At 56.6% G+C, this 23,637-nt stretch carries 28 protein-coding genes; 18 read left to right on the top strand and 10 right to left on the bottom strand.

Annotation, left to right across the window (positions count from 1 at the left end; genetic code table 11):
• The first annotated feature begins 119 nt into the window (after positions 1 to 119).
• Positions 120 to 1,595, top strand: coding sequence for a vWA domain-containing protein (locus F0155_RS23580; protein ID WP_192913748.1), 1,476 nt, complete (start codon positions 120 to 122; stop codon positions 1,593 to 1,595).
• A gap of 85 nt (positions 1,596 to 1,680) precedes the next feature.
• Here the strand turns inward: F0155_RS23580 and acs are convergent, their stop codons facing one another.
• The 6 genes from acs to F0155_RS04420 all read right to left on the bottom strand — a co-directional run bounded on the left by acs (position 1,681) and on the right by F0155_RS04420 (position 6,352).
• Positions 1,681 to 3,618: an acetate--CoA ligase gene (acs, locus tag F0155_RS04445; RefSeq protein WP_150523269.1), complete on the bottom strand. Its 1,938-nt coding sequence runs from the start codon at positions 3,616 to 3,618 to the stop codon at positions 1,681 to 1,683.
• A gap of 184 nt (positions 3,619 to 3,802) precedes the next feature.
• Positions 3,803 to 4,216 carry a DUF1761 domain-containing protein gene (locus tag F0155_RS04440; RefSeq protein WP_150523268.1) on the bottom strand — a complete coding sequence of 138 codons (414 nt, stop codon included), beginning with the start codon at positions 4,214 to 4,216 and terminating at the stop codon, positions 3,803 to 3,805.
• Between the two features lie 176 nt (positions 4,217 to 4,392).
• Positions 4,393 to 4,713, bottom strand: coding sequence for a hypothetical protein (locus tag F0155_RS04435; RefSeq protein WP_150523267.1), 321 nt, complete (start codon positions 4,711 to 4,713; stop codon positions 4,393 to 4,395).
• A gap of 256 nt (positions 4,714 to 4,969) precedes the next feature.
• Positions 4,970 to 5,299 carry a hypothetical protein gene (locus F0155_RS04430; protein ID WP_150523266.1) on the bottom strand — a complete coding sequence of 110 codons (330 nt, stop codon included), beginning with the start codon at positions 5,297 to 5,299 and terminating at the stop codon, positions 4,970 to 4,972.
• A 177-nt stretch (positions 5,300 to 5,476) separates the two neighbouring features.
• Positions 5,477 to 6,076 (bottom strand): glutathione S-transferase family protein, encoded by a 600-nt coding sequence (locus F0155_RS04425; protein WP_150523265.1) that lies wholly within the window; start codon positions 6,074 to 6,076, stop codon positions 5,477 to 5,479.
• Positions 6,077 to 6,148: 72 nt separating this feature from the next.
• On the bottom strand, positions 6,149 to 6,352 hold the full coding sequence (locus F0155_RS04420; RefSeq protein ID WP_150523264.1) for a hypothetical protein: 204 nt from the start codon (positions 6,350 to 6,352) through the stop codon (positions 6,149 to 6,151).
• Between the two features lie 178 nt (positions 6,353 to 6,530).
• On the opposite strand from F0155_RS04420, the gene F0155_RS04415 reads away from it, so the two are divergent.
• From F0155_RS04415 to F0155_RS04405, 3 genes are all read left to right on the top strand, one after another.
• A complete protein-coding gene (locus F0155_RS04415) occupies positions 6,531 to 7,925 on the top strand; it encodes a D-alanyl-D-alanine carboxypeptidase family protein (protein WP_208999123.1) in 1,395 nt (464 codons plus the stop codon).
• Between the two features lie 212 nt (positions 7,926 to 8,137).
• Complete coding sequence (locus tag F0155_RS04410) at positions 8,138 to 8,419, top strand: hypothetical protein (RefSeq protein ID WP_150523262.1); 282 nt, start codon at positions 8,138 to 8,140, stop codon at positions 8,417 to 8,419.
• Positions 8,420 to 8,499: 80 nt separating this feature from the next.
• Positions 8,500 to 9,696: a CobW family GTP-binding protein gene (locus F0155_RS04405; RefSeq protein ID WP_150523261.1), complete on the top strand. Its 1,197-nt coding sequence runs from the start codon at positions 8,500 to 8,502 to the stop codon at positions 9,694 to 9,696.
• A gap of 28 nt (positions 9,697 to 9,724) precedes the next feature.
• Here F0155_RS04405 and tesB read toward each other — a convergent pair whose 3' ends face one another.
• A complete protein-coding gene (gene tesB / locus F0155_RS04400) occupies positions 9,725 to 10,591 on the bottom strand; it encodes an acyl-CoA thioesterase II (protein WP_150523260.1) in 867 nt (288 codons plus the stop codon).
• A gap of 130 nt (positions 10,592 to 10,721) precedes the next feature.
• Here tesB and F0155_RS04395 point away from each other — a divergent pair, with 130 nt between their 5' ends.
• From F0155_RS04395 to F0155_RS04350, 10 genes are all read left to right on the top strand, one after another.
• Positions 10,722 to 11,960, top strand: coding sequence for a ubiquinone biosynthesis hydroxylase (locus F0155_RS04395; RefSeq protein ID WP_150523259.1), 1,239 nt, complete (start codon positions 10,722 to 10,724; stop codon positions 11,958 to 11,960).
• A 43-nt stretch (positions 11,961 to 12,003) separates the two neighbouring features.
• Complete coding sequence (locus F0155_RS04390) at positions 12,004 to 12,876, top strand: SDR family NAD(P)-dependent oxidoreductase (protein WP_150523258.1); 873 nt, start codon at positions 12,004 to 12,006, stop codon at positions 12,874 to 12,876.
• A gap of 64 nt (positions 12,877 to 12,940) precedes the next feature.
• A complete protein-coding gene (locus F0155_RS04385) occupies positions 12,941 to 13,135 on the top strand; it encodes a twin transmembrane helix small protein (protein ID WP_150523257.1) in 195 nt (64 codons plus the stop codon).
• Positions 13,136 to 13,169: 34 nt separating this feature from the next.
• On the top strand, positions 13,170 to 13,745 hold the full coding sequence (locus F0155_RS04380; RefSeq protein ID WP_150523256.1) for a cob(I)yrinic acid a,c-diamide adenosyltransferase: 576 nt from the start codon (positions 13,170 to 13,172) through the stop codon (positions 13,743 to 13,745).
• Positions 13,746 to 13,783: 38 nt separating this feature from the next.
• Positions 13,784 to 14,464, top strand: coding sequence for a rhomboid family intramembrane serine protease (locus F0155_RS04375; protein WP_150523255.1), 681 nt, complete (start codon positions 13,784 to 13,786; stop codon positions 14,462 to 14,464).
• 230 nt (positions 14,465 to 14,694) lie between these two features.
• The gene (locus tag F0155_RS04370) at positions 14,695 to 15,444 is read left to right on the top strand and encodes an electron transfer flavoprotein subunit beta/FixA family protein (RefSeq protein WP_150523254.1); all 750 of its coding nucleotides are present in this window, start codon (positions 14,695 to 14,697) and stop codon (positions 15,442 to 15,444) included.
• A 24-nt stretch (positions 15,445 to 15,468) separates the two neighbouring features.
• On the top strand, positions 15,469 to 16,401 hold the full coding sequence (locus F0155_RS04365) for an electron transfer flavoprotein subunit alpha/FixB family protein (protein ID WP_150523253.1): 933 nt from the start codon (positions 15,469 to 15,471) through the stop codon (positions 16,399 to 16,401).
• Between the two features lie 140 nt (positions 16,402 to 16,541).
• Positions 16,542 to 17,423: a 3-hydroxybutyryl-CoA dehydrogenase gene (locus tag F0155_RS04360; protein WP_150523252.1), complete on the top strand. Its 882-nt coding sequence runs from the start codon at positions 16,542 to 16,544 to the stop codon at positions 17,421 to 17,423.
• An 11-nt stretch (positions 17,424 to 17,434) separates the two neighbouring features.
• Complete coding sequence (locus F0155_RS04355) at positions 17,435 to 18,919, top strand: acetate--CoA ligase (protein ID WP_150523251.1); 1,485 nt, start codon at positions 17,435 to 17,437, stop codon at positions 18,917 to 18,919.
• A gap of 62 nt (positions 18,920 to 18,981) precedes the next feature.
• A complete protein-coding gene (locus F0155_RS04350) occupies positions 18,982 to 19,185 on the top strand; it encodes a hypothetical protein (protein ID WP_150523250.1) in 204 nt (67 codons plus the stop codon).
• Between the two features lie 3 nt (positions 19,186 to 19,188).
• On the opposite strand, the gene F0155_RS04345 is transcribed toward F0155_RS04350, so the two are convergent.
• Both F0155_RS04345 and F0155_RS04340 read right to left on the bottom strand, forming a co-directional pair.
• Complete coding sequence (locus F0155_RS04345) at positions 19,189 to 19,788, bottom strand: DUF3592 domain-containing protein (RefSeq protein ID WP_150523249.1); 600 nt, start codon at positions 19,786 to 19,788, stop codon at positions 19,189 to 19,191.
• A gap of 15 nt (positions 19,789 to 19,803) precedes the next feature.
• A complete protein-coding gene (locus F0155_RS04340) occupies positions 19,804 to 20,259 on the bottom strand; it encodes a DUF3592 domain-containing protein (protein ID WP_161599754.1) in 456 nt (151 codons plus the stop codon).
• Positions 20,260 to 20,607: 348 nt separating this feature from the next.
• Here F0155_RS04340 and F0155_RS04335 point away from each other — a divergent pair, with 348 nt between their 5' ends.
• Positions 20,608 to 20,868 (top strand): hypothetical protein, encoded by a 261-nt coding sequence (locus F0155_RS04335; RefSeq protein WP_150523247.1) that lies wholly within the window; start codon positions 20,608 to 20,610, stop codon positions 20,866 to 20,868.
• 37 nt (positions 20,869 to 20,905) lie between these two features.
• Positions 20,906 to 21,112, top strand: coding sequence for a hypothetical protein (locus tag F0155_RS04330; protein ID WP_150523246.1), 207 nt, complete (start codon positions 20,906 to 20,908; stop codon positions 21,110 to 21,112).
• A gap of 100 nt (positions 21,113 to 21,212) precedes the next feature.
• Here the strand turns inward: F0155_RS04330 and tlpA are convergent, their stop codons facing one another.
• The gene (tlpA, locus tag F0155_RS04325; RefSeq protein WP_150523245.1) at positions 21,213 to 21,878 is read right to left on the bottom strand and encodes a thiol:disulfide interchange protein TlpA; all 666 of its coding nucleotides are present in this window, start codon (positions 21,876 to 21,878) and stop codon (positions 21,213 to 21,215) included.
• Between the two features lie 42 nt (positions 21,879 to 21,920).
• On the opposite strand from tlpA, the gene argH reads away from it, so the two are divergent.
• Together argH and lptM are read left to right on the top strand one after the other, a co-directional pair.
• Entirely contained in the window at positions 21,921 to 23,315 is a 1,395-nt protein-coding gene (argH, locus tag F0155_RS04320; protein ID WP_150523244.1) for an argininosuccinate lyase, read from the top strand.
• Between the two features lie 88 nt (positions 23,316 to 23,403).
• Positions 23,404 to 23,625, top strand: coding sequence for an LPS translocon maturation chaperone LptM (gene lptM, locus F0155_RS04315; protein ID WP_150523243.1), 222 nt, complete (start codon positions 23,404 to 23,406; stop codon positions 23,623 to 23,625).
• Positions 23,626 to 23,637: the final 12 nt, after the last annotated feature.

The following is a 23,637-nucleotide window of genomic DNA, read 5'->3' as shown; positions in this document are numbered from 1 at the left end:
CTTACATTTTGATTTCATTGTTTGGATTATAGCTGAAACCCTAATGGGTGACAGCTATGATGAATTCAAAAATACTCCAAGCCAGCAGGATATTTCTGTCGGATGTCTCTGCTTCGGTTTTGCCGATTTTTTCTTTCGCCGTCCTCCTTGTTGTCGTTGTAGCAGGGTCCGGAGCTGATCTAGCCACTGCCCTCGGGCAAAAGGCGAAGGCGGGCAACGCGCTTGACGGCGCTGCTTTGAAGCTGGCCAACCGGCTTTCAGTTGCCAGAATGAGCGAAAAGGAAATCTCTACCGAACTGACCAAGGCCTTCTCTGCAAATCTAGAGAAACGCCAGATCGAATTCGAAGCAATCCGAAATCTCGATTATGTTGTCGATTGGGACCATGGCGTTCTCGATGTGACTACTGTTCTTGCCGTTCCAACGCAGTTCATCGGGATGGGAGGGATTGGGCCGAAGGAACTTGCGATCGGCGTTCAGACGCAGGTTTCCTTTTCGTCCTCCAATCTTGAACTGGCCTTGGTATTGGATGTCACGGGATCAATGGAGGCAGATATTGATGGCCTGCGTGAAGCAAGCAGTAAGCTCGTAGAAACGCTCTTGCCAGAAGGAGAACGGCGGTCACAGAACAGGACCCGGGTCTCGCTGGTTCCCTACTCACAAGGGGTCAATCTGGGGCCTTATGCGAAGCGGGTGACAAACGGGCATGCGGATGAAAACAACTGTGTTGCTACGCGCTTCGCCCGCACTGCTGCGGCGAAGGCAATTGGCAATATGGGGGGCGAGAGATCCAGCGTATTCGTGGCACCCGGTGCCATGGATTACTTTGTTGTCACCACCGGATCGGACACTTCCTGGTATCCCCATCGCAGCAATTGTCCGCAAACAGAACTGGTTCCCCTGACAAGCGACAGCGAACGCCTTCAGGCAGCGATTTCTTCGCTGGAACCGCAGGGTGGCACGGCAGGGCAAGCTGGTATCGCATGGGGCTGGAGCACCTTGTCCTGGAGCTGGCATTCATTGTGGCCGCGTGAAAGCGATCCTGACCGGGAGAGATCATCACGCACACGAAAGGCGGCGGTTATCATGACCGACGGCGATTTCAATGTTCACTACACAGAAAGGTTTCAGGCTGGATGCCCACCTGAACATGATACGGATGGAGAGGATTCCGATCATGGCAGCGCGTCTCTCAGGCCAGATGACGATGATGATGATCTGGACGAGGGCGACGACGACCGAGATGATGATGACTGGGATGACGACGATGATGGTCGCGGTGATCTGAAAGCAAAAAATGGTCGAGCTCGCACATGTCGAGGATCTTCATTCCAGATTGAGGAATATCTTCCGAACGCGAACCTGAACAGCGCGCCGGCACAGGAGGCGCTCGAACTTTGCACCGCCATGAAGAACAGCGGCGTGGTGGTCTATACGGTCTATTTCAGAACAACCGGTTCGGAGTTTGGTAAGGACCTCATGAAGTCCTGTGCCAGTGACTCCGCCAAATTCTATCTTGCCAAGGACAGCAATGATCTCAAGGCGGCGTTCGGCTCGATTGCGCGGAACAACCTCTCTGTTTATCTGGCAAGGTAGGCGGTGGGGATCTGCTGAAAATTGCTGAGAAACGAAAAAGGCGCGGCCAATGCCGCGCCTTTTCCAATTCATTTGACTGACTGTATCACGACCGGTTCTGACGGTTGTCGATCAGATCGTCAACAACGGCCGGATCAGCCAGGGTGGACGTGTCACCGAGATTGTCGAAGCTGTCTTCGGCGATCTTGCGCAGGATACGGCGCATGATCTTGCCGGAGCGCGTCTTTGGAAGACCAGGTGCAAACTGGATCAGGTCCGGAGAGGCGATCGGGCCAATTTCAGAGCGAACATGGGTCACCAGTTCCTTCTTCAGGGCATCTGTCGGCTCTTCGCCTTCCATCAGGGTGACATAGGCGTAAATGCCCTGCCCCTTGATGTCGTGCGGGTAGCCAACGACAGCGGCTTCGGAAACCTTGTTGTGGGCAACCAGAGCGCTTTCGATTTCCGCGGTGCCCATGCGGTGACCGGAGACGTTGATCACGTCGTCGACCCGGCCCGTGATCCAGTAGTAGCCGTCTGCATCGCGGCGACATCCGTCACCGGTGAAGTAGTAGCCTTTGTAGGTCGAGAAGTAGGTCTGGACGAAACGCTCATGGTCGCCATAAACCGTGCGCATCTGTCCCGGCCAGCTGTCCGTGATCACCAGATTGCCTTCGGTCGCTCCGTCAAGGATTTGGCCTTCGGCATCCACGATCGCAGGCTGAACACCGAAGAACGGCCGTGTGGCCGAACCCGGCTTGAGGGCAGTTGCGCCCGGCAGCGGCGTAATCAGGATGCCGCCGGTTTCTGTCTGCCACCAGGTGTCGACGATCGGGCAGCGGCCCTTGCCGACGATAGTGTGGTACCAGTTCCAGGCTTCCGGGTTGATCGGTTCGCCCACGGACCCAAGCAGGCGCAGGGAGTCCAGCGAGTTCTTGGTGACGTGATCATCGCCAGCACCCATCAGGGCGCGGATCGCGGTCGGAGCCGTGTAGAAGATGTTGACCTTGTGCTTGTCGCACACTTCCCAGAAACGAGCCGGGCTCGGATAGGTCGGCACACCCTCGAACATAAGCGTGGTCGCGCCATTCGCCAGCGGGCCATAGACGATGTAGCTGTGACCGGTCACCCAGCCCACATCAGCTGTACACCAGTAGACGTCGCCATCCTTGTAGTCGAAGACATACTGATGGGTCATGGAGGCGTAGACGAGGTAGCCGCCGGTTGTATGCAGCACGCCTTTCGGCTGGCCGGTGGAGCCGGACGTGTAGAGGATGAACAGCGGGTCTTCCGCGTTCATCTCAACCGGTGCGCAGTGGTCGGAAACCCGGTCTGCTTCTTCGTGGTACCAAACGTCACGGCCTTCGGTCATGGCGATATCGCCGCCGGTGCGCTTGACGACGATGACGGTATCGACCGGAGACTTTTGAACGGCCTTGTCGACATTTGCCTTCAGCGGAACCTTGCGCCCGCCACGCAAACCTTCATCGGCGGTGATCACGCACTTGCTGGTGCAGCCTTCGATGCGCTGGGCAAGGCTGTCCGGAGAAAAGCCCCCAAAAACGATGGAGTGAACCGCGCCGATGCGGGCGCAGGCGAGCATGGCATAGGCCGCTTCCGGGATCATCGGCAGGTAGATGGTGACGCGGTCACCCTTCTTCACACCCTGCGAATGCAGCACGTTGGCGAAGACGTTCACCTCGTGATGAAGCTGCTTGTAGGTGATGACCTTGTGCTCGGAAGGATCGTCACCTTCCCAGATGATTGCCGGCTGGTCGCCTCTTGTTTCCAGATGGCGGTCAACGCAGTTGGCGGAAACGTTGAGCGTGCCGTCCTCGAACCACTTGATGTCCACGTTGTGGTAGTCGTAGGAGGTATTCTTCACCTTTGTGAACGGCTTGATCCAGTCCACGCGCTTGCCGTGTTCGCCCCAGAAGGCTTCCGGGTTCTCGACGGACTGCTTGTACATTTCAAGATACTTGGCGTTGTCCACGTGCGCGCTGGCAGCGATGTCCGCCGGGACCGGGAAAATATTGTCTGACATTTATGAAAACCTCCCAGACTGAAAGAGACTTGGGCGAGATATCCCGCGTTCGCAAAGACAACCGAAAGCCCCCCAGATTGTCGGCGCCATTATGCTCAGGAGGTGTCTCACCGTCCACAAGGCGTTAATCGTACTTTCGTAGTCGTAGCCGTTGGTCGTAGAAAACCCGCTCCAAGTGTTTGATTTACGGTGTTGTTGGCCAGCTGCCGACCGCACCGATCACCAGGCCCTGAATGATCAGGACGCCAAGCCAGTGACCGCTGTCGATCAGGGTCAGGCTCCACGGTTTCCCCTGAAACCTGTGATTGACGATTTGTGTTGTCAGGACGATGCCTACCCAGATGAGGGCTGCGGATATGAGACCGGAGCGGATGGATGTGCCGCCGGTGTGATAGATGACGCCTGCAAAGACGAACGCCATGATGAATTGGCAGAAGAAGGTGAGAATCATGACCAGTGGCGACGGTTTCGGGTCACTCGTCAGGCCAGCAGCCCGTTTCCAAGCCTTGCCTAACACGGAGTACCAAAGGGCGCCGAATATGAATGCGACGATTGCTCCGGCTAGTGCTCCAAGAAGGTTTATTCCGTCGAACATCATGGCAGGTGGTCCTGATTTGCAATCAAGCTGGTCTCAAGGACTGCAACCTAGCAGGTGCCATGACCGATTGCATTGCCGAACCGGGTCTTCGAAATATTGTTCATGAAAAAAACAAACCCGCCAATTCTGGCGGGTTTGATTTGGCTATGGAAGCCGTGTTCAAAGTGTCAGAAGGCTTAGTTGGACTTCTGACGCACAACGCCACCGCGGTCGGTGCCCTTGTTTTCATAGTTGGAGTCACCAGCGGCTGTGGAGCCTGCCGGACGAACGCTGACTTCGCAGCCCGGCTTGATCGTGATGCGGCCACCGCGGTCGGTGCCTGCGTTCACGATGCAATCGTTGTCCATGATGATCTTCGGATTGGAAGCTACGTCGCCATGCTGGATGATAACGCCACCACGGTCTGTGCCGATGTTGGTGGAGGTCTGAGCTGCAGCGGAAGCAGCGAATGCAACAGTTGCCAAGCCTGCAACTACGATTTTTTTGATAGAAGACATTAGGATACCCTGTTCACTTACTTTATGTTCCGTACCTGGAACTTGCATTTCGAGCGATATACAGCCATCGTCCTAGGCACAAATGATAATTTATTGATTACTCATATCTATGAATTGATAAATGATATTCTTGCTTATGGTTTCTATAGGCATCGTTTATTGAAAATATTCTATTTGTACTTAAAAATAACGTAGGGTAGGAAATGAAAAGGGGCCCGAAGGCCCCTGTCATAACGATAATCCATTTCAGGCCCGCTTATCGAAGTCGAATGACACCACCGCGATCGGTGCCTGAGTTCCGATAGCTGTCCTGTGCCGTGTTGATGTGCACTTTGGACGGTGCCTTCTGCGTCAATCCGATCAGCGTATGCCACTGGCTGCCCTGATCTGCATAGATGCTTGAGCTGCGGGCATGCGGATCAAATTTGGCGGCTTTGGGCGCGGGAATACCCGTTCCGGTGAGATCGGCAACGACCCCGCCCCGGTCCGTACCGATGTTCTTGAGGCCTGCCGCCTGAGCCGTTGCTCCGAGAGTCGCAAGGGCAAAGCCAACACCAACAACCTTCAACACGCTCTTGATAGTCATGTTCCATTCCTTTCTCTGTTGCTCCAGGGAGGATGCCCCTCTGGTAAAACTGATCTGGGAATTGGCGCGAACACGATCAAATCAACTGACCGCGAGAGCAACAGCTCCCCTCTTCACCGCTGTGTGATCGATGCGTGAAAGAGGAAATCTAGACCCGCGAAAATTTTCGGCTGCCGTTTATCCGGCAACCTTTTCCATCATGGCCTTGTAGGCGGGTCTTTGACGAAGCCGTTTGAAATAGTCGTAGATCGGGCCTGAACGTGGAAGATCGAATTTGGCCGTCACCGCCCAGCCGCCGCAATGGCCGATGATGATGTCAGCCAGAGTGAAGGTCTCGCCCATCACGTAAGGTCCTTCACCCAGCCGTTGTTCCAGTATTGTCAGACCCTTTTGAAATTCATATCGGCAGACATCCTTGATCGCCGGAACACGGATATCTTCAGGATGGATGAAGGTGTTCTTGGCTGCTGTCCACAACGCCCCTTCGAGCACGTCTGCTGCAAAAAAGGTGAAGCTGTCCTGAATAGCCCGCTGGGGCGTCCCGGCCGGGAACGTAAGCTTTCCGTGCTTGTCCGCGAGGTAAGTGCACATGGCAATTGATTCACTGACGACGAGATCCCCGTCCACCAGCAGCGGCACCGTACCAGCCGGGTTCAAAGCCTTGACCGTATCGGAGTGTGGAAGGGCCGGATCAAGCTCATAGGCTTCCCCCAGTTCCTCCAGCATCCAGATCACCCGCATGGCCCGTGTCCTTGGAAAACCGACAATCTTGTACATTCCTGACCCCGTATCCTTGATGTAAACAGGTGCGCCTCGGCATTGGGGCCACTGCCCTGTCATGCCATTGCCTTATTCCTCTGTTTCCTTGCGCCTGCGCAGCAGGGCGACCAGGCCGCCGATACACAGCCCCAGCAGGAAGATCAAAAGCGTTTCGATCGTGAAGTAACTGGCAGCATCGGTGTGTGGGTGCGGATGATCACGCAAGGCTGGATGTGCCAGCGCAACACCAGAGAGCGTGCAGGCTGAAATCGTGAGCAGGGGCAAGCGGATCATCATTTTCGCCGATGTGAAATGCCGGTGGTTTTGGCGATCTTAGCGAACGGATCGGGTTTGACCAGACGGAATTCGCAAAAGTGATGTGGTAGGTTTTGCATAAAATCCGACAGGTCTGATAAACAGGAACTCAGAAAGTCTGATGTGTAATTGCATTTGTTCCGATGAGGAAAAAAGCGTGACCAGTTTTCGAGTATTTTCTCAGGCTCGTTTTGGCCTGCCCCTGATTATTGCCCTGTTTCTGTTTTTGCTGCCAATTTCCGCACGGGCCGATATTGGCGCATATATCCTGATTGACGCCGATTCCGGGGCTGTTCTGGATCAAAGTGATGCGACCCGCCAGTGGTATCCCGCGTCGCTGACCAAAATCATGACAGCCTATGTGACCTTCAAGGCCATTCGGCAGGAGCGAATTTCGCTCAGTTCCGCTGTTGTGCAATCCAAGAACTCCCTGTCCGAACCACCCAGTAAAATGGGCTTTAAGGTCGGAACGCAGCTGACCGTCGAAAACGCCCTCAAAATCATACTGGTCAAGTCTGCCAATGATATTGCGGTGGCCCTCGGCGAAGCGGTCGGCGGGTCCGAGGAGGCGTTCATCCAGATGATGAATGCGGAAGCACAACGACTGGGGATGACAGGGACGCGTTTTTCTAATCCTCATGGTCTGCCGGATAACAGCCAGGTGACGAGTGCCCGGGATCTCGCGATCCTAGCACAGGCATTCTGGCGGGATTTTCCCGAAGCCCGTTCTTTCTATCGCCATCCGGGTATCCAGTTCGGCAAGAAATCCATGCGCTCTGCCAACAGGGAATATCTCCTGCGTGTTCCCGGCGCCAACGGCATGAAAACGGGATATATCTGCAATTCCGGATACAATGTCGCGGCAACGGCGACCCGCGGCGGGCGCACGCTAATCGCCGTCATTCTGGGCGCGGGATCGGGGCTTGAGCGCATCGCCTTTACCCGCGAGCTTATGGACAAGGGGTTCAAGAAGGGCCGCAGCGGCACAAAGGTACAGTCATTGGCCGGTCGTGGCGGGCCTCCGCCGGCGGACGGATATTGCAAACGAAACAAGAAGCCTGATGTCGATACGATCATGGCCCGCTTTGACATGAAGTCGGAGAAGAAAAGCTTCTTCATGGCATTTGCTCCCACTAAGGATCCGGGAGGCGTTCTGCGACCGGGTGCCGGGACTTCCGGGGAGTCGGCAGCTGACGAAGATTCCATCACCCTGCCGAATGGCAAGACGGATTGGGAGGCCGTCCTGGACCGAACGATTGGTACACAGAAGCTGGCCTATCAGCCCGTTCAGGTCGTGACCGGTGTCTCTGCTGCCGCGGCTGCTGTTGCTGCTGCATCTTCATCCGTGGTTCCTGAGAGCGTTCCGGTTGCCAATGTTCCGCTTCCGACTGCCAAGCCGAGATTGGCGGGGGCAGCGCCGGTGCAAAATGTAGTTGCGACACCTTCGGAAACATCAGGAAATCAGCCAGAAACGGTTTCTCCCGCCTATGGATCGCTGTTCCGAAAGGACAAGGGATTCGCTATACCGATTCCCGCTCCAAGTCCAAAATGATGCATGTCAATACGTGCAATGGCGAATAGTACCCGTTTTGGGTGAATCTCAGGTTGTTTTGCACCGTTAAATCAATTTTAACTGTTAAAATTAAGAATGCATTTACGGAAAAACATTGTGTTCGGTTCGACAATCAGGGTGATATTCAAAGAATGTTGAATACCGCTCCTTACCGGAACCAATTCAATACCTGCTGCCAGAAGAGCTGCGATATGCGTGAACCGAAATCTACCGCTACAATTGTAGCCTTGGCTGACCTTGCAGAATTTTCTGCCGACCAGCTCGAAAGAGGCCATTCTGTCGAGAACGTAATTGCATTGCTCAGACGGGCTGCAATCGCGGTTCGCGAGACGGTCGATTTCGAACCGGAAGAAGCAGAAACGTCAAGCGGGTTTGAACCGATCGTCATCAGCAACAACGATGAAATCGTTGATGCGGACGAGGATGTTTCGGAAGAAGAAGAGGCCATCGAGGTCGCTCCCGTTTCGGCGTGAGGCCTTCCGGCGCTGGATTTTATATCCGACAGGTCTTAGGTGAATGCTGAAATGAACGGTTTCAGCATTGGAAGCACCAGATGACCTCCCCCAGCCCAGCGGTCGACAAGCCGAGCGGCCCAAAGCCGCCAATTCCGCTCTCCGTCATCACCGGGTTCCTGGGCTCGGGCAAGACCACATTGTTGAACCGGATCCTCAAGGACCCCCAGGTGGCCGATACTGCGGTCATCATCAACGAGTTCGGCGATGTCGGCCTTGATCATCTGCTCGTTGATCAGGCGAGCGATGGTGTTCTGGAACTCTCGTCCGGCTGCCTTTGCTGCACCATTCGCGGCGATCTTGTCACCACGCTCGAAGATCTCCTGCGTCGTCTGGACAATGGTCGTCTGGACAAGCTTGCCCGAGTTGTCATCGAGACAACGGGCCTTGCGGACCCCGCCCCGATCCTGCACACGGTCATGCTCCATCCTTATCTCATGCTGAGGTATCGGCTTGAGAGTGTTGTGACTCTGGTCGATGGGGTCAATGGTCTTGATACGCTCGACACGCACGAGGAAGCACGCCGTCAGGCAGCCGTTGCCGATCGCCTTGTGATGACAAAGACCGATCTTCTGGAAAACGAAGACGCCGATCTCGTCCCGCTTCTTGCCCGACTCGAAAAATTGAATCCAGCTGCCACGCGGCTCTTTTCGCAACGGGGCGATGCGACGGTGGATCGATTGTTCGATGCCGGTTTGTATGATCCGGCAACAAAGATCCCGGATGTTGCCAAGTGGCTGAATGCTGATGCTTATGATAGCCATGCCGGGCACCATCACAATCATGATAACGGTTCACACAACCATGGGCCCGGCCATAGCCACCATCACGATCATCATCATGACGTCAATCGCCATGATGACAAGATCAGGGCCTTCACCCTTTCAACGGACAGAGCGATCCCGGCCTCGGGCCTGGAGATGTTTCTCGACCTCCTGCGCTCGGCCCACGGACCCCGCCTGTTGCGCATGAAAGCGATTGTGCAGATTGCAGAAGATCCGTCTCGGCCAGTGGTCATTCACGGCGTGCAGCATGTCTTTCATCCGCCGGTGACCCTGGAGGGTTGGCCGGATGGGGATCGGCGGACACGGATGGTGTTCATCACCCACGATCTGCCCGAAGGCTTTGTGCGCCGGCTTTTCGACTCGTTTACAAACACCCTTCAGACCGACCTTCCTGACGCGCAGGCGATGACCGACAACCCCCTTGCCATTTCCGGGTTCACCGGACCGAAGTAAAGATCGTCCTGACGATAGCTGGTCAGTCTTACGGCTTTTTGCGAAGGCGGATGAGGCCTTCCTGGGCGGTTGAGGCGACGAGTTTGCCATCCTCGGTGAAGAGCATGCCCCGATTCAGGCCGCGCGATCCGCCGGAGAGCGTGCTGTCCGTGGCATAAAGCAGCCATTCGTCGGCGCGAAAGGGTCTGTGAAACCACATGGAATGATCGAGGCTGGCTGCCTGGATTTTCGGGCTGAAAACGGACGTTCCATGCGGGAACAGGGATGTATCGAGCAACGTCATGTCGGAGGCGTAGGCAAGCACGCACTGGTGGATGCGTTCGTCTTCCGGCAAGGCTCCTGTCGCCTTTACCCAGACATATTGCTGCGGCGGCAGCTTCTTGTTACTGAAATAGTGGGTGAGGTCGACGGGCCGCAATTCGATAGGCCGCTCGCGCTCCCAGTATTTGCGAACGTTTTCCGGGGCTATGGATATCAGCTTTTCCTTCAGATCGGCTTCTGAAGGCAGGTCATCAGGTTTGGGGACATCCGGCATCTCGATCTGGTGTTCGAGCCCTTCTTCGCGGACCTGAAAGGATGCGGACATGGAGAAGATCGCCTGTCCGTGCTGGATGGCAATGACCCGGCGCGTGGTGAAACTGCCGCCATCGCGAATGCGATCCACTTCATAGATGATGGGAACCGATGGATCGCCCGGACGCAGGAAATATCCGTGAAGCGAGTGAACATGGCGATCTTCGACCACCGTGCGCGAGGCTGCAACGAGCGCCTGCCCGATTACCTGCCCGCCAAACACCCTCTGCCAGCCGACTTGCGGGCTGCGGCCTCGAAACAGGTTTTCTTCCAGCCTTTCCAGATCCAGTATGTCCAGAAGTGTATCGATGGCTGTGGTCATCCGTGCAATCCCTGCTAAATAGGCACTGAGGCAGTCTGCATGACTGATTTGGTTTGTGCTGCAGTCTTGGACGGGAGTTGACGTTAAAGTCAAGTGTCGATCAAAAGGGCTTGGGCTCAGGAGTTGAGAGATGACAAAACCGATACAGACGAACGCTGCGTTCGATGTTGCCATAGCTGGCGGCGGCTATGTGGGGCTGTCGCTTGCTCTTGCGTTGAAGTCGGCAGATCCGGGAATGGAGGTCGCGGTTATTGACCCCAAACCCATGGCTGCCCTCGACAAGGACCCGCGTGCGTCGGCTATAGCTGCCGCTGCCAGCCGCATGTTGGATCAGCTCGGGATCTGGGAAGAAATCCTGCCGAGTGCCCAGCCGATCAACGAAATGATCGTGACGGACAGCAGTCTGCGGGATACCGTCCGACCCGTTTTCCTGACCTTTGACGGCCAGGTCACGGATGGGGAACCCTTCGCACATATGGTGCCCAACGGGGTCATGCTTCCCGCGCTTTACCGCAAGGCGTCGGCGCTGGGCGTTGAATTTCTCGCCCCTGACACGGCTGCGTCTTTCAGCAATTCTGCGGAAGAGGTGTCAATCACGCTGGCAAGCGGCAGGGATGTAACTGCCAGACTGCTGGTCGCGGCTGATGGCGTGCGTTCCCGTTTGCGCGATCTTTCCGGGATCAAGACCCTTCACTGGGATTACGGGCAGGCCGGAATCGTGACGACTGTTCGCCACGAGCGTCCCCATAATGGCAGGGCCGAAGAGCATTTTCTGCCCGCTGGTCCCTTCGCCATCCTGCCCTTGACCGGAAACCGCTCTTCGCTTGTATGGACGGAACGGACCGCCGATGCCCGCCGACTGGCAGAAGGCGACGAATTCACTTTTGAAATCGAGCTGGAGCGCAGGTTCGGTCATCACCTTGGCAAGGTGGAGCTGGATGGTGCGCGCAATGCCTATCCTCTGGGGCTCCGCCTTGCCCGGGATTTCGTGCGAAACCGGTTTGCACTGGTGGGTGATGCCGCTCACGGCATTCACCCTATCGCCGGACAGGGACTCAATCTTGGTTTCAAGGATGTCGCTGCTCTGGCGGAGGTTTTGGTGGAGGCTCGCCGCTTGGGTCAGGATATCGGAACACTTGATGTGCTGGAGCGGTACGAGAGATGGCGCCGGTTCGACACGTTCCAGATGGGTGTCGTGACCGATGTTCTGAATCGCTTGTTCTCCAACGACCTTTCGGTGGTCCGTGCGATCCGGGATTTCGGCCTCGGGCTTGTGGACCGGATGCCGTCCCTCAAGTCGCGGTTCATTTCTGAGGCTGCCGGCCTTGCGGGTCCAACTCCGAAGTTGCTTTTGGGTGAGGCCATCTGAATGCAAGTTCGTGCATCAACTGGGGTCAAGGATGGGGTGAGCGATGCCAGATGCTGAGCTTGCGGCCAATCGGCACCGCACGATCCTGATCACGGGTTGCTCCTCAGGAATAGGTCTGGAGGCGGCCCGGCTTTTGCGGGGACGCAACTGGAGGGTCTTTCCGACAGCTCGCCGTGAGGAAGATGTCGACATGCTTCGGGCTCTCGGTTTTGAGGCTTTTCGGCTGGATTATGAAGAGCCGGACAGCATTGCCAGTGCGTTCGATGCCGTGATGGACCTGTGTGAAGGGCGACTCGATGCGCTTTTCAACAATGGGGCCTATGCGGTGCCCGGAGCGCTCGAAGATCTGCCGGTGGCTGCCATGCGACAGCTGTTTGAGGCCAATTTTATTGGTTGGCACGATCTGACGGCCCGTGTCATTCCGGGTATGCGTGCAAATGGCGGCGGACGCATCGTCCAATGCTCGTCGGTTCTCGGATTTGTGGCCCTGAAATATCGAGGCGCTTACTCGGCTTCCAAATTTGCTCTGGAAGCCTATTCCGACACTCTGCGCCAGGAGCTCAAAGGGTCTGGCATCCATGTCAGCCTCATTGAACCCGGCCCCATCGAGACCCGCTTTACTGCAAATGCCCTTGCCCAATTCAACAAATGGATCGGACCGGAAGGTCTGATGCGCTCGGTGCATCGTATGACGTATGAGAAACGGCGCATAAGAATGGAAGGCGGAGAGCCGGGCCGTTTCAAGCTGCCTGCATCATCGGTGGTCAAGCAGTTGATCCATGCGGTAGAAGCCCGCAGACCGAGGGCGCGATATTTTGTCACTGTTCCGACCTGGATCATGGCCGTGGCAGTAACGGTGCTGCCGACTCCTTTGCTGGATCGGTTCTGCATCCGGGTGACGAATTCGGAAGAGTAGATTTGTTCAGGTGAGTGCCATCTGACGTCGACGGTTCGCCGTCTTGAAGAAATCAGGAAGTGTTATGGCTGAAATCATTGATGTCCTTATTCCCGTTGGCATGGCCGCAGTGGTTCTGGTGCTGTTGATGGGCATCTGGAACATGATGCGGGGAGGCTCGGCCAACCGGTCCCAGACCCTGATGCGCTGGCGCGTCGGTTTGCAGTTTCTGGTGGTTGTCCTGGTGATGACCGGGCTCTACTTCTTTGGCGGACGGTAAGAACCGATAGTTTCGAGACCAGGACGGGGGCAACATGGTCGTTTTGAATAAGATCTATACGAAGACCGGCGACGACGGGACAACAGCGCTCGGTTCGGGTGAGCGCAGACCCAAGCATGATCTGCGTATCGAGGCCTATGGCACCGTCGACGAGACAAACTCGGTTGTCGGGCTTGTGCGGCTTCATACGGCTGAAGAGTTTTTGGATGTCGATGCCGTCCTCAACCGTGTCCAGAATGACCTCTTCGATCTTGGCGCCGATCTGGCGACGCCGGAGACGGATGAAGATCTTGGTTACGAGCCGCTGCGGATCACCGACCAACAGGTAACCGCGCTTGAAGAGGCAATCGACACGTTCAACGCCGACATCAAGCCCTTGCGGTCTTTTGTTCTGCCGGGCGGCAGCGCGGCCTCGGCCCATCTGCATCTTGCCAGAACCGTGTCCCGCCGTGCCGAACGGTTGATGGTGGATCTGTCTTCGCGCGAAAGGATCAACCCGGCCGCGGTGCGTTACATGAACCGCCTCTCCGATCTGTTTTTCGTTCTTTCCCGATTTCTGAATGCGAAGGGCGAGAAGGACGTGCTATGGGTTCCTGGTAAGAACCGCTAGGGAAGGCGGTTTTCCCAACCGCAATTGTCCCGTAGTTCATGTTTGTCCCGATACACGATCACAATGGCCTGGAACATGTCAAAAGACCGTATGTAAACTACGGTCTCATCCTGACGAATGTCATCGTCTTTGTGTTGTTGCAGCATCTTGGATTTGGTGACGCGGCAACCGCGTCTGCCTATTCGCATGGACTGGTGCCAAGTGTCTTTCTGGAAATGAAGGAACTGCCTGCGGAGCTGCAGGTATTGCCGGACTACGCCTCGATCTTTACCTATGCTTTTCTGCATGGTGATATCTGGCATCTGGGCGGCAACATGCTGTTTCTGTGGGTGTTCGGCGACAATATCGAGGATGCTCTCGGGCATGTTCGCTATTTTCTCTTCTATATTCTGTGCGCCACCGCAGGCGGACTTGCCTACACTTTTTCGAACTTCGGCTCCGATGTGCCGCTGGTTGGCGCTTCCGGCGCTGTTGCCGGGGTGATCGCCGGATATCTCATGCTGCATCCCAAGGTGATGGTGTGGGTGCTGGCGCTGGGCAAATTCCCGGTTCCCCTGCCCGCAGTTGTGGTTCTTGGCTTCTGGGTCGGTTATCAGGTTTTCAGTGCCGCTTTCGGGCCAGAAAGCCAGATCGCCTGGTCGGCACATATTGGGGGAATTCTGGCCGGCTGTTTGCTGGTTGTCTTCATGCGCCGCCGGGGCGTTCCTCTGTTTGACTGATGCCGGACTACCGGGCTGATCCCTTGGACCAATGGCCCCCTTCGCGGCATCAAGAAAATGAAGACCTTCCCTTAGGCGATCATTGACACATGCGGAAAGGGTGATTACCGTCCTGCGGCAAGCGCCATATTTGGCTGAAAACCGCCATTTATAACAGGTTGTTCCTGTTGGGTTTTGGTCAAATGATGCGGTGCGGTAGGCCCGCCCGACCAGCGAAAGGTTGAGACGTAATGAAGATCCTCGTGCCCGTGAAGCGGGTAATTGACTATAACGTAAAGGTTCGTGTGAAGGCGGACGGGTCCGGCGTTGACCTCGCCAACGTGAAGATGTCCATGAACCCGTTCGACGAGATTTCCGTTGAAGAGGCCCTGCGACTGAAGGAAGCAGGCAAGGCCACCGAAGTGGTTGTTGTCTCGATCGGGCCGAAGAAGGCGACCGAGACCCTGCGGACGGGTCTGGCCATGGGCGCCGACCGTGGCATTCTGGTGGAAACCGACGAAACCGTTGAGCCGCTGGCCGTTGCCAAGATCCTGAAGAGCATTGTCGAAGCCGAAGAACCGGGCCTTGTCATTGTCGGCAAGCAGGCAATCGACGACGACTGCAATCAGACCGGCCAGATGCTGGCTGCGCTGCTGGGATGGGCACAGGGCACATTCGCTTCCAAGGTTGACCTCGGGGATGGCACTGTTGATGTGACCCGCGAAGTTGATGGCGGCCTGCAGACGATCAAGCTGAAGCTTCCGGCCATCGTGACGACGGACCTGCGCCTCAATGAGCCGCGCTTTGCGTCCCTGCCGAACATCATGAAGGCGAAGAAGAAGCCGATCGACGAAAAGACACCGGCAGACTTTGGTGTCGACATCGCTCCGCGCCTCACCGTTCTGAAGACCGAGGAGCCGCCGGCACGTCAGGCTGGCGTGAAGGTTGGTTCGGTTGCCGAGCTCGTCGACAAACTCAAGAACGAGGCCGGCGTCCTTTAAGGACCCGTCACAGGAGGACAGACCATGACAACACTTCTTGTGGCTGAACACGCTAACGGCGCTCTTAACGACGCCACGGCAAAGGCCCTTTCTGCTGCTTCCGCTCTTGGAGCCGAAGTCCATGTGCTCGTCGCCGGCAAAGGCGTGAAGGGTGTCGCCGAACAGGCTGCCAAGCTTCAGGGCGTTTCCAAGGTGCTTGTTGCTGAAAGCGATGCGCTTGAGCATCAACTTGCCGAACCGACGGCAGCTCTGATCGTCGAACTGGCTGCCAACTACGGCGCGGTTGTTGCCGCGGCAACTGCCAATGGCAAGAACACGCTGCCGCGCGTTGCCGCCCTGCTCGATGTGATGCAGGTTTCCGACGTGACCGCAGTCATTGACGGTGAAACTTTTGAGCGCCCGATCTATGCGGGCAATGCCATCCAGACCGTGAAGTCTTTGGATGCAAAAAAGGTGATCACCGTACGGACTGCAAGCTTTGCATCCGCTGGTGACGGCGGTGCTGCCGCTATTGAAGACATTTCTGCAGGCAGTGGCTCGGATCTCTCGTCGTTTGTCGGCGAGGAACTGTCCAAGTCGGATCGTCCGGAACTGGCGTCTGCCAAGATCATCGTGTCTGGTGGCCGTGCGCTTGGTTCGGAAGAGAAGTTCCAGGAAGTCATCATGCCGGTTGCCGATGCCCTCGGCGCAGCCGTTGGCGCGTCGCGCGCTGCCGTCGATGCGGGGTATGCCCCGAACGACTGGCAGGTCGGCCAGACCGGCAAGGTCGTGGCTCCGGATCTTTACATTGCCTGCGGCATTTCCGGTGCGATCCAGCACCTTGCAGGCATGAAGGACTCCAAGATCATCGTTGCGATCAACAAGGACGAGGAAGCGCCGATTTTCCAGGTGGCGGACTACGGTCTTGTGGCTGATCTGTTCGACGTTCTGCCGGAATTGAAGGCAGCTGTCGAATAAGAAGCTTGAAGTTATTCCAAAAATTCCTGTCGGCGGAGCATGTTTTCGCCGGCAGGTTCTTGTCGTGATGGCAAAGACTTGCCAAAAATAGCACGACGATGGTGGTCGTAGGGGCCGCCACTCCAGGATCGGATGAGAAAATGGTTGTCGAGATCAAGAAGGTCGGCGTTATCGGGTCAGGGCAGATGGGCAGCGGGATTGCTCATGTCTGCTCGCTGGCTGGCTATGAGGTGGGGCTGAGCGACTTGTCCCTTGACCGGATTGAATCCGGTTTGGCGTCGATCAATGGCAACATGGCGCGGCAGGTACAAAAGGGCCTGATCACGGAAGACGAGCGCACCGCTGCTCTTGATCGCATCAAGCCTGCCCAGGATCTTGATCTTCTGGTTGATATGGATCTGGTGATCGAATCTGCCGTTGAAAACGAGCAGGTGAAGCGCAAGATCTTTTCGCAGCTCTGCCCTATCCTGAAACCGGAAGCCATTCTGGCAACCAACACCTCCTCAATCTCCATCACGCGCCTTGCCGCGACGACGGATCGCCCGGAGCGGTTCATCGGCATTCACTTCATGAATCCGGTGCCGATCATGGAGCTTGTCGAGCTGGTCCGCGGCATTGCAACGGAAGACGAGACATTCGAGGCATCCCGCACCTTCGTGGATCGTTTGGGCAAGCAGATTGCTGTTGCCGAAGATTTCCCGGCCTTCATGGTCAACCGCATCCTTTTGCCGATGATCAACGAGGCGATCTACACCCTCTATGAGGGCGTCGGCTCGGTGGAATCCATCGACAAGGCCATGAAGCTGGGTGCAAATCACCCGATGGGACCGCTACAGCTGGCGGATTTCATTGGCCTCGATACCTGCCTGTCGATCATGCAGGTGCTCTATGAAGGGCTGGCCGACACCAAGTATCGTCCATGCCCACTTCTGGTGAAGTATGTCGAGGCTGGCTGGCTTGGCCGCAAGACACATCGCGGGTTCTATGATTACCGGGGTGAAATTCCCGTTCCGACCCGCTGATCGGCGCGCCTATGAATCTGGCCCGGTATTGCCTTGAGAACGCATCGCCCGCGCCCGAGCGGACGGCTCTTGAGGTCATCGGGCCCGATGGCATATTACTGGAGCGCTGGTCCTACGGGGATCTGCGCCGCACCATTCTCAGCATAGCTGCCGGGTTGACGGCCCAAGGTCTTGCGCGCGGCGACCGCGTGCTGTTGCGGCTTGGTCATTCCAGCGACTTTCCCCTGATGTTCTTCGGGGCCATTGCAGGCGGGTTCGTGCCGGTCCCCACATCCGACATGCTGACCTCCCCGGAGGCAGATCAGGTGCTGGCAGATTCAGGCGCAGTTCTTGTGCTGCATGATGGCAAGACGGCTCTGCCACAGGCGCAAGCAAGGCTTTTGGGGCCGGACGATCTTGCAGCGCTCAAGGCGACTGTTCCGGGTGATTTTGCCGAGACTGCGGCGGATGACCCTGCTTTCCTGATCTACACGTCTGGAACCAGCGGAACTCCAAAGGGCGTGCTGCATGCTCAGCGGGCTGCCGCCGCTCGCGCGCCCATGTATCAAGGCTGGTACGGTATTGGTCCGGAAGATCGCCTGCTTCATGCGGGTGCCTTCAACTGGACCTACACGATGGGCGTCGGGCTGATGGACCCCTGGGCCAACGGGGCGACAAGCCTCGTCTATTCGGGTCCACGGGACCCGGAAATATGGCCCGGTCTTCTGGAAAAGAGCGGCGCCACGCTGTTTGCCGCAGTGCCCAGCCTTTACCGGCGCATGCTGAAATACGGCAAGGTGGATCGCGACGCGTTTCCGGCCCTTCGCCATGGCCTCACAGCCGGTGAAGCGCTTCCCGGACTTCTCCACGTGCAATGGCAAGATCGCACGGGGCGTCCGCTCTATGAAGCCCTCGGCATGAGCGAGATCTCCACCTACATTTCCTCAGGACCTTTGACACCAACGCGCGCCGGTTCCCCCGGTCGTCCGCAGGAGGGGCGCAAGATTGCGGTCCTGCGCGAGGAGGCCGATGAGCCCGAGATCACGGAAGACGAGGAAATCGGGCTGCTTGCGGTTCATCGCAGTGAACCGGGACTGATGCTCGGCTATTGGAACAGGCCCGAGGAGACACAATCGGCCTTTTTCGGCGACTGGTTCCTGACCGGGGATCGCGCAACGCGCGATGGTGACGGGTACTATTGGTACGAAGGACGGACTGACGACGTCATGAATGCCTTCGGGTATCGGGTCGCGCCGGAAGAAGTGGAACGCGTGATTGTCTCTCACCCCGCAGTGGCGGAAGTGGCTGTCGTGGCACGCCCCGTGCGCGACGGCGTCTCACTGATCACCGCCTTTGTCGTGCCGCACAAGCCCGACTTTCGCGATGCCACGCTTCTGGCAGAGTTTGCAGGAAAGCACCTTGCCGAATACAAGCGGCCAAAGGAATATGTTTTCGTCGATGCCTTGCCGCGAACAGCGTCCGGAAAACTGAGGCGCAAGGCTCTGATCGCAAGCTGACCAAGTGTTAACAGGGCGTTAGAGCTTTTGCGGTAACTTTAGACATCTCCATGGAGCCAATGATGTCCGTTGAAAGCCTTGCCTATTCATATGTTGCCACTCAACAGGCGCAGACCGGTCAGGCACTGCAAACGGCCATGTTGAAACAGTCGGCCCAACAGGACGCCAATCTCGTCGCCATGCTGGAAGCTGGCGCCCAGAGCCTTGAAGCTGCGCAGACCTCCCCGCCTCCCGGATTGGGAACACAGGTCGATGTGACGGCATAGGTCCTAGGCACTTGGGGCTTGTGTTTTGACTGGTATCCTACCTGCAAATATCGCCAGCAGAGCGCCGACACTCGCGAACAGGCCACCCAGCCCAAAAAACAAATAGAGCAAAAAGCTGGCCAGCGTCGGATTGAGATAGGCCTCTTTCGGATCGTCTGGATTTACGTAGGCTAACGCCATTGACCCCTGTGGGTACTTATTGACGATATCTTGCGCCCAGGACAGGCTGCTAGAACTGCTTCTGAATCTGCCAACTGTATCCCGCAATATCTTCTGGCCATTCGCATTATAAGAAAAAGTGATATGCGGTCGATACATGATGTCGTTCTCTGAATCGCGAAATTGCACAACTTCCGCGCTTTCAATCAGGACTTCTTGTCTCGGCCATTTGGCCACCATTTGTGCTTCACTATCGAGATACCAGGCGACACATATAAAAATCGATCCCAAGATCGCGAAAATGGTACCAACGAAACGAAAAACAAACTTTGGGTCACCGCCATTTTGCGTTGAAACCGACCAGCTCTTTTGTAAACGCATGAAAACGATCACCGGAGATTTGACAAATAATATCGCTGCGTAAACTTGCCAGTGTGTTGCCAAGTCAATCTCGTTTGTTTACCGCCTGAACAACCCAACCGCGGCAGCAAGGCCGATCATGACCATGCCGATGGCAATGAAGATGTTGTAGGACAGTCGGCTGCCATAAACGGTCAGATAGGCCTGTGACGGGTCTTCAGGATTAAAGTAGGCCTGATGAACTGTGCCGGGGGCGTATTTTTCGAGCTCCTGTGTGGCCACCAGAAGAGAATTTGCCTGAAAACCGAACGGCGATAGCTGGTCGCTTTTGTATGTCTGGCTGTTGACCGTGTAGTCGAAACTGACTTTCAGCCGAAAGAGATCCGGCCGGTCTGCCTCCCGGATTTCCTCGAGCGTGGACTTGAGCACATTCGCCTCTGCCCTAGGCCAGCTCAGGACGTCGGATTCGGTATCCTGAATGCCGATCGTGAACAGGATAACAAACACCCCTCCGAAAAAGAGGATGAGGCGGGGGATGAAATGGGACCTGGGCAAGGGCACCCCCGCAGGTGCTCCCGGCGGGCGTTTGCCCCGGTCATCAACAGTTCGGCGCACGGCTTGTTCGGTTACTTTTTGTCGGCGGCGCCAAGGCATAAAACAATTCCTTTGGACAGATCTCGTTCAAGGTGTGCCGCTTACGCAGTTGGCAATTGAACACGTCAATTGTGTAAACGATAAGAGAAACAATGTTCAAGCGGAAACATTCTAAAATTTTATTCAATTGGTTTCCGTTTGAATAGTATGTAAATCACCATTCTTTCAAATATCCGTTGCGTCATCATAATTATTTACGATTACCCTGAGAAGCTTGGATCAAGTAGTATCCAAGAATTGGAGCTTCTCATGACCGAAGCAGTTAGTTCAAACAGAAGTTTGACGTTCGCCGATCTGGCTGCGCGAGAAAGAAATGCGCCACAGTCGGATCGCGCAGAGCAATTCCGAGCGAAACGCAAGGAAAGTGTTGCGGAAACGGTTGGCCGTCAGGCCGACTTCAGCACCAGCAGGGCGGAGAGCCTCTCGCGTCAGGCGGATCAGCTACAGGACCGCGCCCGACGAAACCTTCAAAGTGAAGGTCTGGGACGGCGGGTCGACATAACGGTCTGACCGATCAGCAGGTGCACGCGGCAAAGGAGAGTAAGCCATGTCAACGATCGATAGCAGCACGTCTGCAGCTTATAGCGCGGCAAGCACACGGACAGAACTGGCCACCAATGCCGTTCGCGACCAGAACGCGCAGGAGCGGCAAGTCGCCTCGCTGCTGGAACGTGCGCAGGATGCAGATGAAAGCCGGCGGCGGGAAGTCCGGGATATTCCCGGACTTGGACGCGCTGTCGATATTTCGGTCTGATTTTCGAATTTTCGGGTGCGTCTCCCGAAAGTGCCACTGAAACCTGACGGTTCAGTCCTCCCAAACTTAGGCCCTGCAAGCTTTGCTCGCAGGGCTTTTCTTATGTGCCGGAGGCGGCGTCCATCGCCGAGCGGATAAGCGCCTTGGCGTCATCCGAAGCCCATTCCGCCGGACCGTACATGGTGCCGATCTCGCAGCCGGATGGGCCGACCAGTATGGTGGTTGGCAACCCGGTTGCTCGTGCCTTTGCACGCAGGGTCTTGAGGATGTCGTTCGAGGAATCGTGATAATAGGTGAGATCCGTCGCGCCGACCTCTTGCAGGAAGGCCTTCGGCTTCGCCGGGCCGCCGCGGTCCAGGTTGATGGCCACCACCTCGAAATCCTCGCCGCCCATATCCACCTGAAGGTCGTTCAGCGCAGGCATTTCCTTTCGGCAAGGGGCGCACCATGTCGCCCAAAGGTTCACCAGAACCGTCCGACCGGCAAAGCTGCTCATCGCGATGTCCTGATCCTCGTTGCCCTTGAAAAGCAGATCATCGAGCTTAAGTGGAGCTTGTGCCGGTATGAATGCGGCGACCTCCCCCTTGGCATGTGGCTTTGCTGCCTTTGCAGCCGCCAGTTCAACCGTACAGCTTTGCGCATTGCTGATATTGCCACCGGGGGCAGCTATCACGTATACCGCCGCAGCGGCGACAATGGCACCGGCAAGGCCTGCAACGATCAGATTGCGCTTTGAGCCAGTTCCGGTTTCTGTTGGCTTCGTCATTCTATTTCGTCCTCGCAAGGGGCAGAGGTTAAGGGACAGGGCATGAGCAATCGTATGTGGGGCGGCCGGTTCGCCGAGGGACCAGATGCCATCATGGAGGAAATCAATGCCTCCATCGACTACGACCGCAAGCTTTATAAGCAAGACATTGAAGGCTCGAAAGCCCATGTCCGCATGCTGGCATCCCGACAAATTGTCACTGCCGACGATGCAGACAAGATTGCTCAAGGTCTAGACACGATCCTGTCAGAGATTGAGGGCGGTACCTTCACATTTTCAAGAGCGCTTGAAGACATTCACATGAATGTCGAGGCCCGCCTTGCCGAATTGATCGGTCCGGCTGCCGGTCGTCTGCATACGGCCCGGTCGCGGAATGATCAGGTTGCGACGGACTTCCGCCTTTGGGTGCGCGACACGCTGGATACGCTCGACGAGCAGTTGACCGATCTGATGCAGGCGCTTTCCGAGAAGGCCGAACTGCATGCTGGCGATGTCATGCCGGGCTTCACGCATCTTCAATCTGCCCAGCCGGTGACCTTTGGCCACCATCTGCTTGCCTATGTGGAGATGTTTGCGCGTGACCGTGGCCGGGTGCGTGATGCACGCAAGCGGATGAACGAATGTCCTCTCGGCTCGGCAGCCCTTGCCGGGACCTCCTTCCCGATTGACCGGAAGATGACCGCCGAAGCTCTCGGGTTTGATCGCCCGACTGCAAATTCGCTCGACGGGGTTTCGGACCGGGACTTCGTCATTGAGGCCCTCGCCGCCTCGTCGTTGATTGCGATGCACCTGTCGCGCCTTGCCGAGGAAATCGTGGTCTGGTGTTCGGCCCAATTCGGCTTCGTGAAACTGTCGGATAAGTTCTCGACAGGCTCCTCCATCATGCCGCAAAAGAAGAACCCGGACGCAGCCGAGCTTGTTCGGGCAAAGACCGGCCGGATTTACGGATCGCTTCAGGCCCTGCTCGTCATGATGAAGGGTCTGCCGCTTGCCTATTCCAAGGATATGCAGGAAGACAAGGAACAGGCCTTTGATGGCTTGGCGAGCACCTCACTTGCCCTTGCTGCCATGACGGGCATGGTCAAGGATCTGGAGCCGGTCACGAAGACCATGAAAAAGGCGGCAGGGTCCGGTTATTCGACCGCAACCGATCTGGCCGACTGGCTTGTGCGTGTTCTGGGGCTGCCGTTTCGCGACGCACACCATGTTACCGGGAAGATTGTTGGGCTTGCAGTTGAAAAAGGCGTTGAGCTTCATAAGGTGACCCTTGAAGAGATGCAGGCGGTCGAACCGAAGATCACGCCGGATATCTTCACCGTGCTGTCTGTCGACAAGTCCGTGCGCAGCCGGACCAGCTACGGCGGGACCTCTCCGGTCAATGTGCGCAAGCAGGCGCGCCGGTGGCTGAAGGAGCTGGAAAAGGCTTCAAAGGCTTGACGGATTTCACCTTGCGGGCTTGCCGATTTCGGCAAGCCATGCGAGGAGTTGTGCCGGTAAAACTGGATCGCGCGGTCGAGGAAGTTGCATGACGGGTAAAATTCTAGGCAAGGCTCTTTTGGCCGGAGTTGTTTCCGCAACCCTTCTCCTTGCTGGTTGCGGACGCAAGGGTCCGCTGGATATCCCGGCTGCACCTGCTGCTGAACAGACGAGCGTGACGGAGAGCGTCGATGGGGTTGCTGTAGAACCCGTTGCTGCACCGGCCCATGCCAAACCCAATAGCTTTCCCCTCGACTTCCTGATCCGCTGACAAACCCGAAAT

This window comes from Roseibium sediminis (assembly GCF_008711325.1).
In the GTDB taxonomy this organism is placed as follows: Bacteria; Pseudomonadota; Alphaproteobacteria; order Rhizobiales; family Stappiaceae; genus Roseibium; species Roseibium sediminis.
This window is presented reverse-complemented; position numbering and strand designations above follow the sequence as displayed.

Coding starts and splice junctions, on each gene's coding strand:
- F0155_RS04370 (WP_150523254.1), top strand. CDS start 14,695: ATGAAGATCCTCGTGCCCGTGAAGCGGGTAATTGACTATAACGTAAAG.
- acs (WP_150523269.1), bottom strand. CDS start 3,618: ATGTCAGACAATATTTTCCCGGTCCCGGCGGACATCGCTGCCAGCGCG.
- tesB (WP_150523260.1), bottom strand. CDS start 10,591: ATGACCACAGCCATCGATACACTTCTGGACATACTGGATCTGGAAAGG.
- F0155_RS04425 (WP_150523265.1), bottom strand. CDS start 6,076: ATGTACAAGATTGTCGGTTTTCCAAGGACACGGGCCATGCGGGTGATC.
- F0155_RS04395 (WP_150523259.1), top strand. CDS start 10,722: ATGACAAAACCGATACAGACGAACGCTGCGTTCGATGTTGCCATAGCT.
- F0155_RS04360 (WP_150523252.1), top strand. CDS start 16,542: ATGGTTGTCGAGATCAAGAAGGTCGGCGTTATCGGGTCAGGGCAGATG.
- F0155_RS04365 (WP_150523253.1), top strand. CDS start 15,469: ATGACAACACTTCTTGTGGCTGAACACGCTAACGGCGCTCTTAACGAC.
- F0155_RS04435 (WP_150523267.1), bottom strand. CDS start 4,713: ATGTCTTCTATCAAAAAAATCGTAGTTGCAGGCTTGGCAACTGTTGCA.
- F0155_RS04350 (WP_150523250.1), top strand. CDS start 18,982: ATGTCCGTTGAAAGCCTTGCCTATTCATATGTTGCCACTCAACAGGCG.
- F0155_RS04430 (WP_150523266.1), bottom strand. CDS start 5,299: ATGACTATCAAGAGCGTGTTGAAGGTTGTTGGTGTTGGCTTTGCCCTT.
- F0155_RS04440 (WP_150523268.1), bottom strand. CDS start 4,216: ATGATGTTCGACGGAATAAACCTTCTTGGAGCACTAGCCGGAGCAATC.
- argH (WP_150523244.1), top strand. CDS start 21,921: ATGAGCAATCGTATGTGGGGCGGCCGGTTCGCCGAGGGACCAGATGCC.
- F0155_RS04335 (WP_150523247.1), top strand. CDS start 20,608: ATGACCGAAGCAGTTAGTTCAAACAGAAGTTTGACGTTCGCCGATCTG.
- F0155_RS04375 (WP_150523255.1), top strand. CDS start 13,784: ATGTTTGTCCCGATACACGATCACAATGGCCTGGAACATGTCAAAAGA.
- tlpA (WP_150523245.1), bottom strand. CDS start 21,878: ATGACGAAGCCAACAGAAACCGGAACTGGCTCAAAGCGCAATCTGATC.
- F0155_RS04405 (WP_150523261.1), top strand. CDS start 8,500: ATGACCTCCCCCAGCCCAGCGGTCGACAAGCCGAGCGGCCCAAAGCCG.
- F0155_RS04330 (WP_150523246.1), top strand. CDS start 20,906: ATGTCAACGATCGATAGCAGCACGTCTGCAGCTTATAGCGCGGCAAGC.
- F0155_RS04355 (WP_150523251.1), top strand. CDS start 17,435: ATGAATCTGGCCCGGTATTGCCTTGAGAACGCATCGCCCGCGCCCGAG.
- F0155_RS04390 (WP_150523258.1), top strand. CDS start 12,004: ATGCCAGATGCTGAGCTTGCGGCCAATCGGCACCGCACGATCCTGATC.
- F0155_RS04410 (WP_150523262.1), top strand. CDS start 8,138: ATGCGTGAACCGAAATCTACCGCTACAATTGTAGCCTTGGCTGACCTT.
- F0155_RS04420 (WP_150523264.1), bottom strand. CDS start 6,352: ATGATCCGCTTGCCCCTGCTCACGATTTCAGCCTGCACGCTCTCTGGT.
- lptM (WP_150523243.1), top strand. CDS start 23,404: ATGACGGGTAAAATTCTAGGCAAGGCTCTTTTGGCCGGAGTTGTTTCC.
- F0155_RS04380 (WP_150523256.1), top strand. CDS start 13,170: ATGGTCGTTTTGAATAAGATCTATACGAAGACCGGCGACGACGGGACA.
- F0155_RS04385 (WP_150523257.1), top strand. CDS start 12,941: ATGGCTGAAATCATTGATGTCCTTATTCCCGTTGGCATGGCCGCAGTG.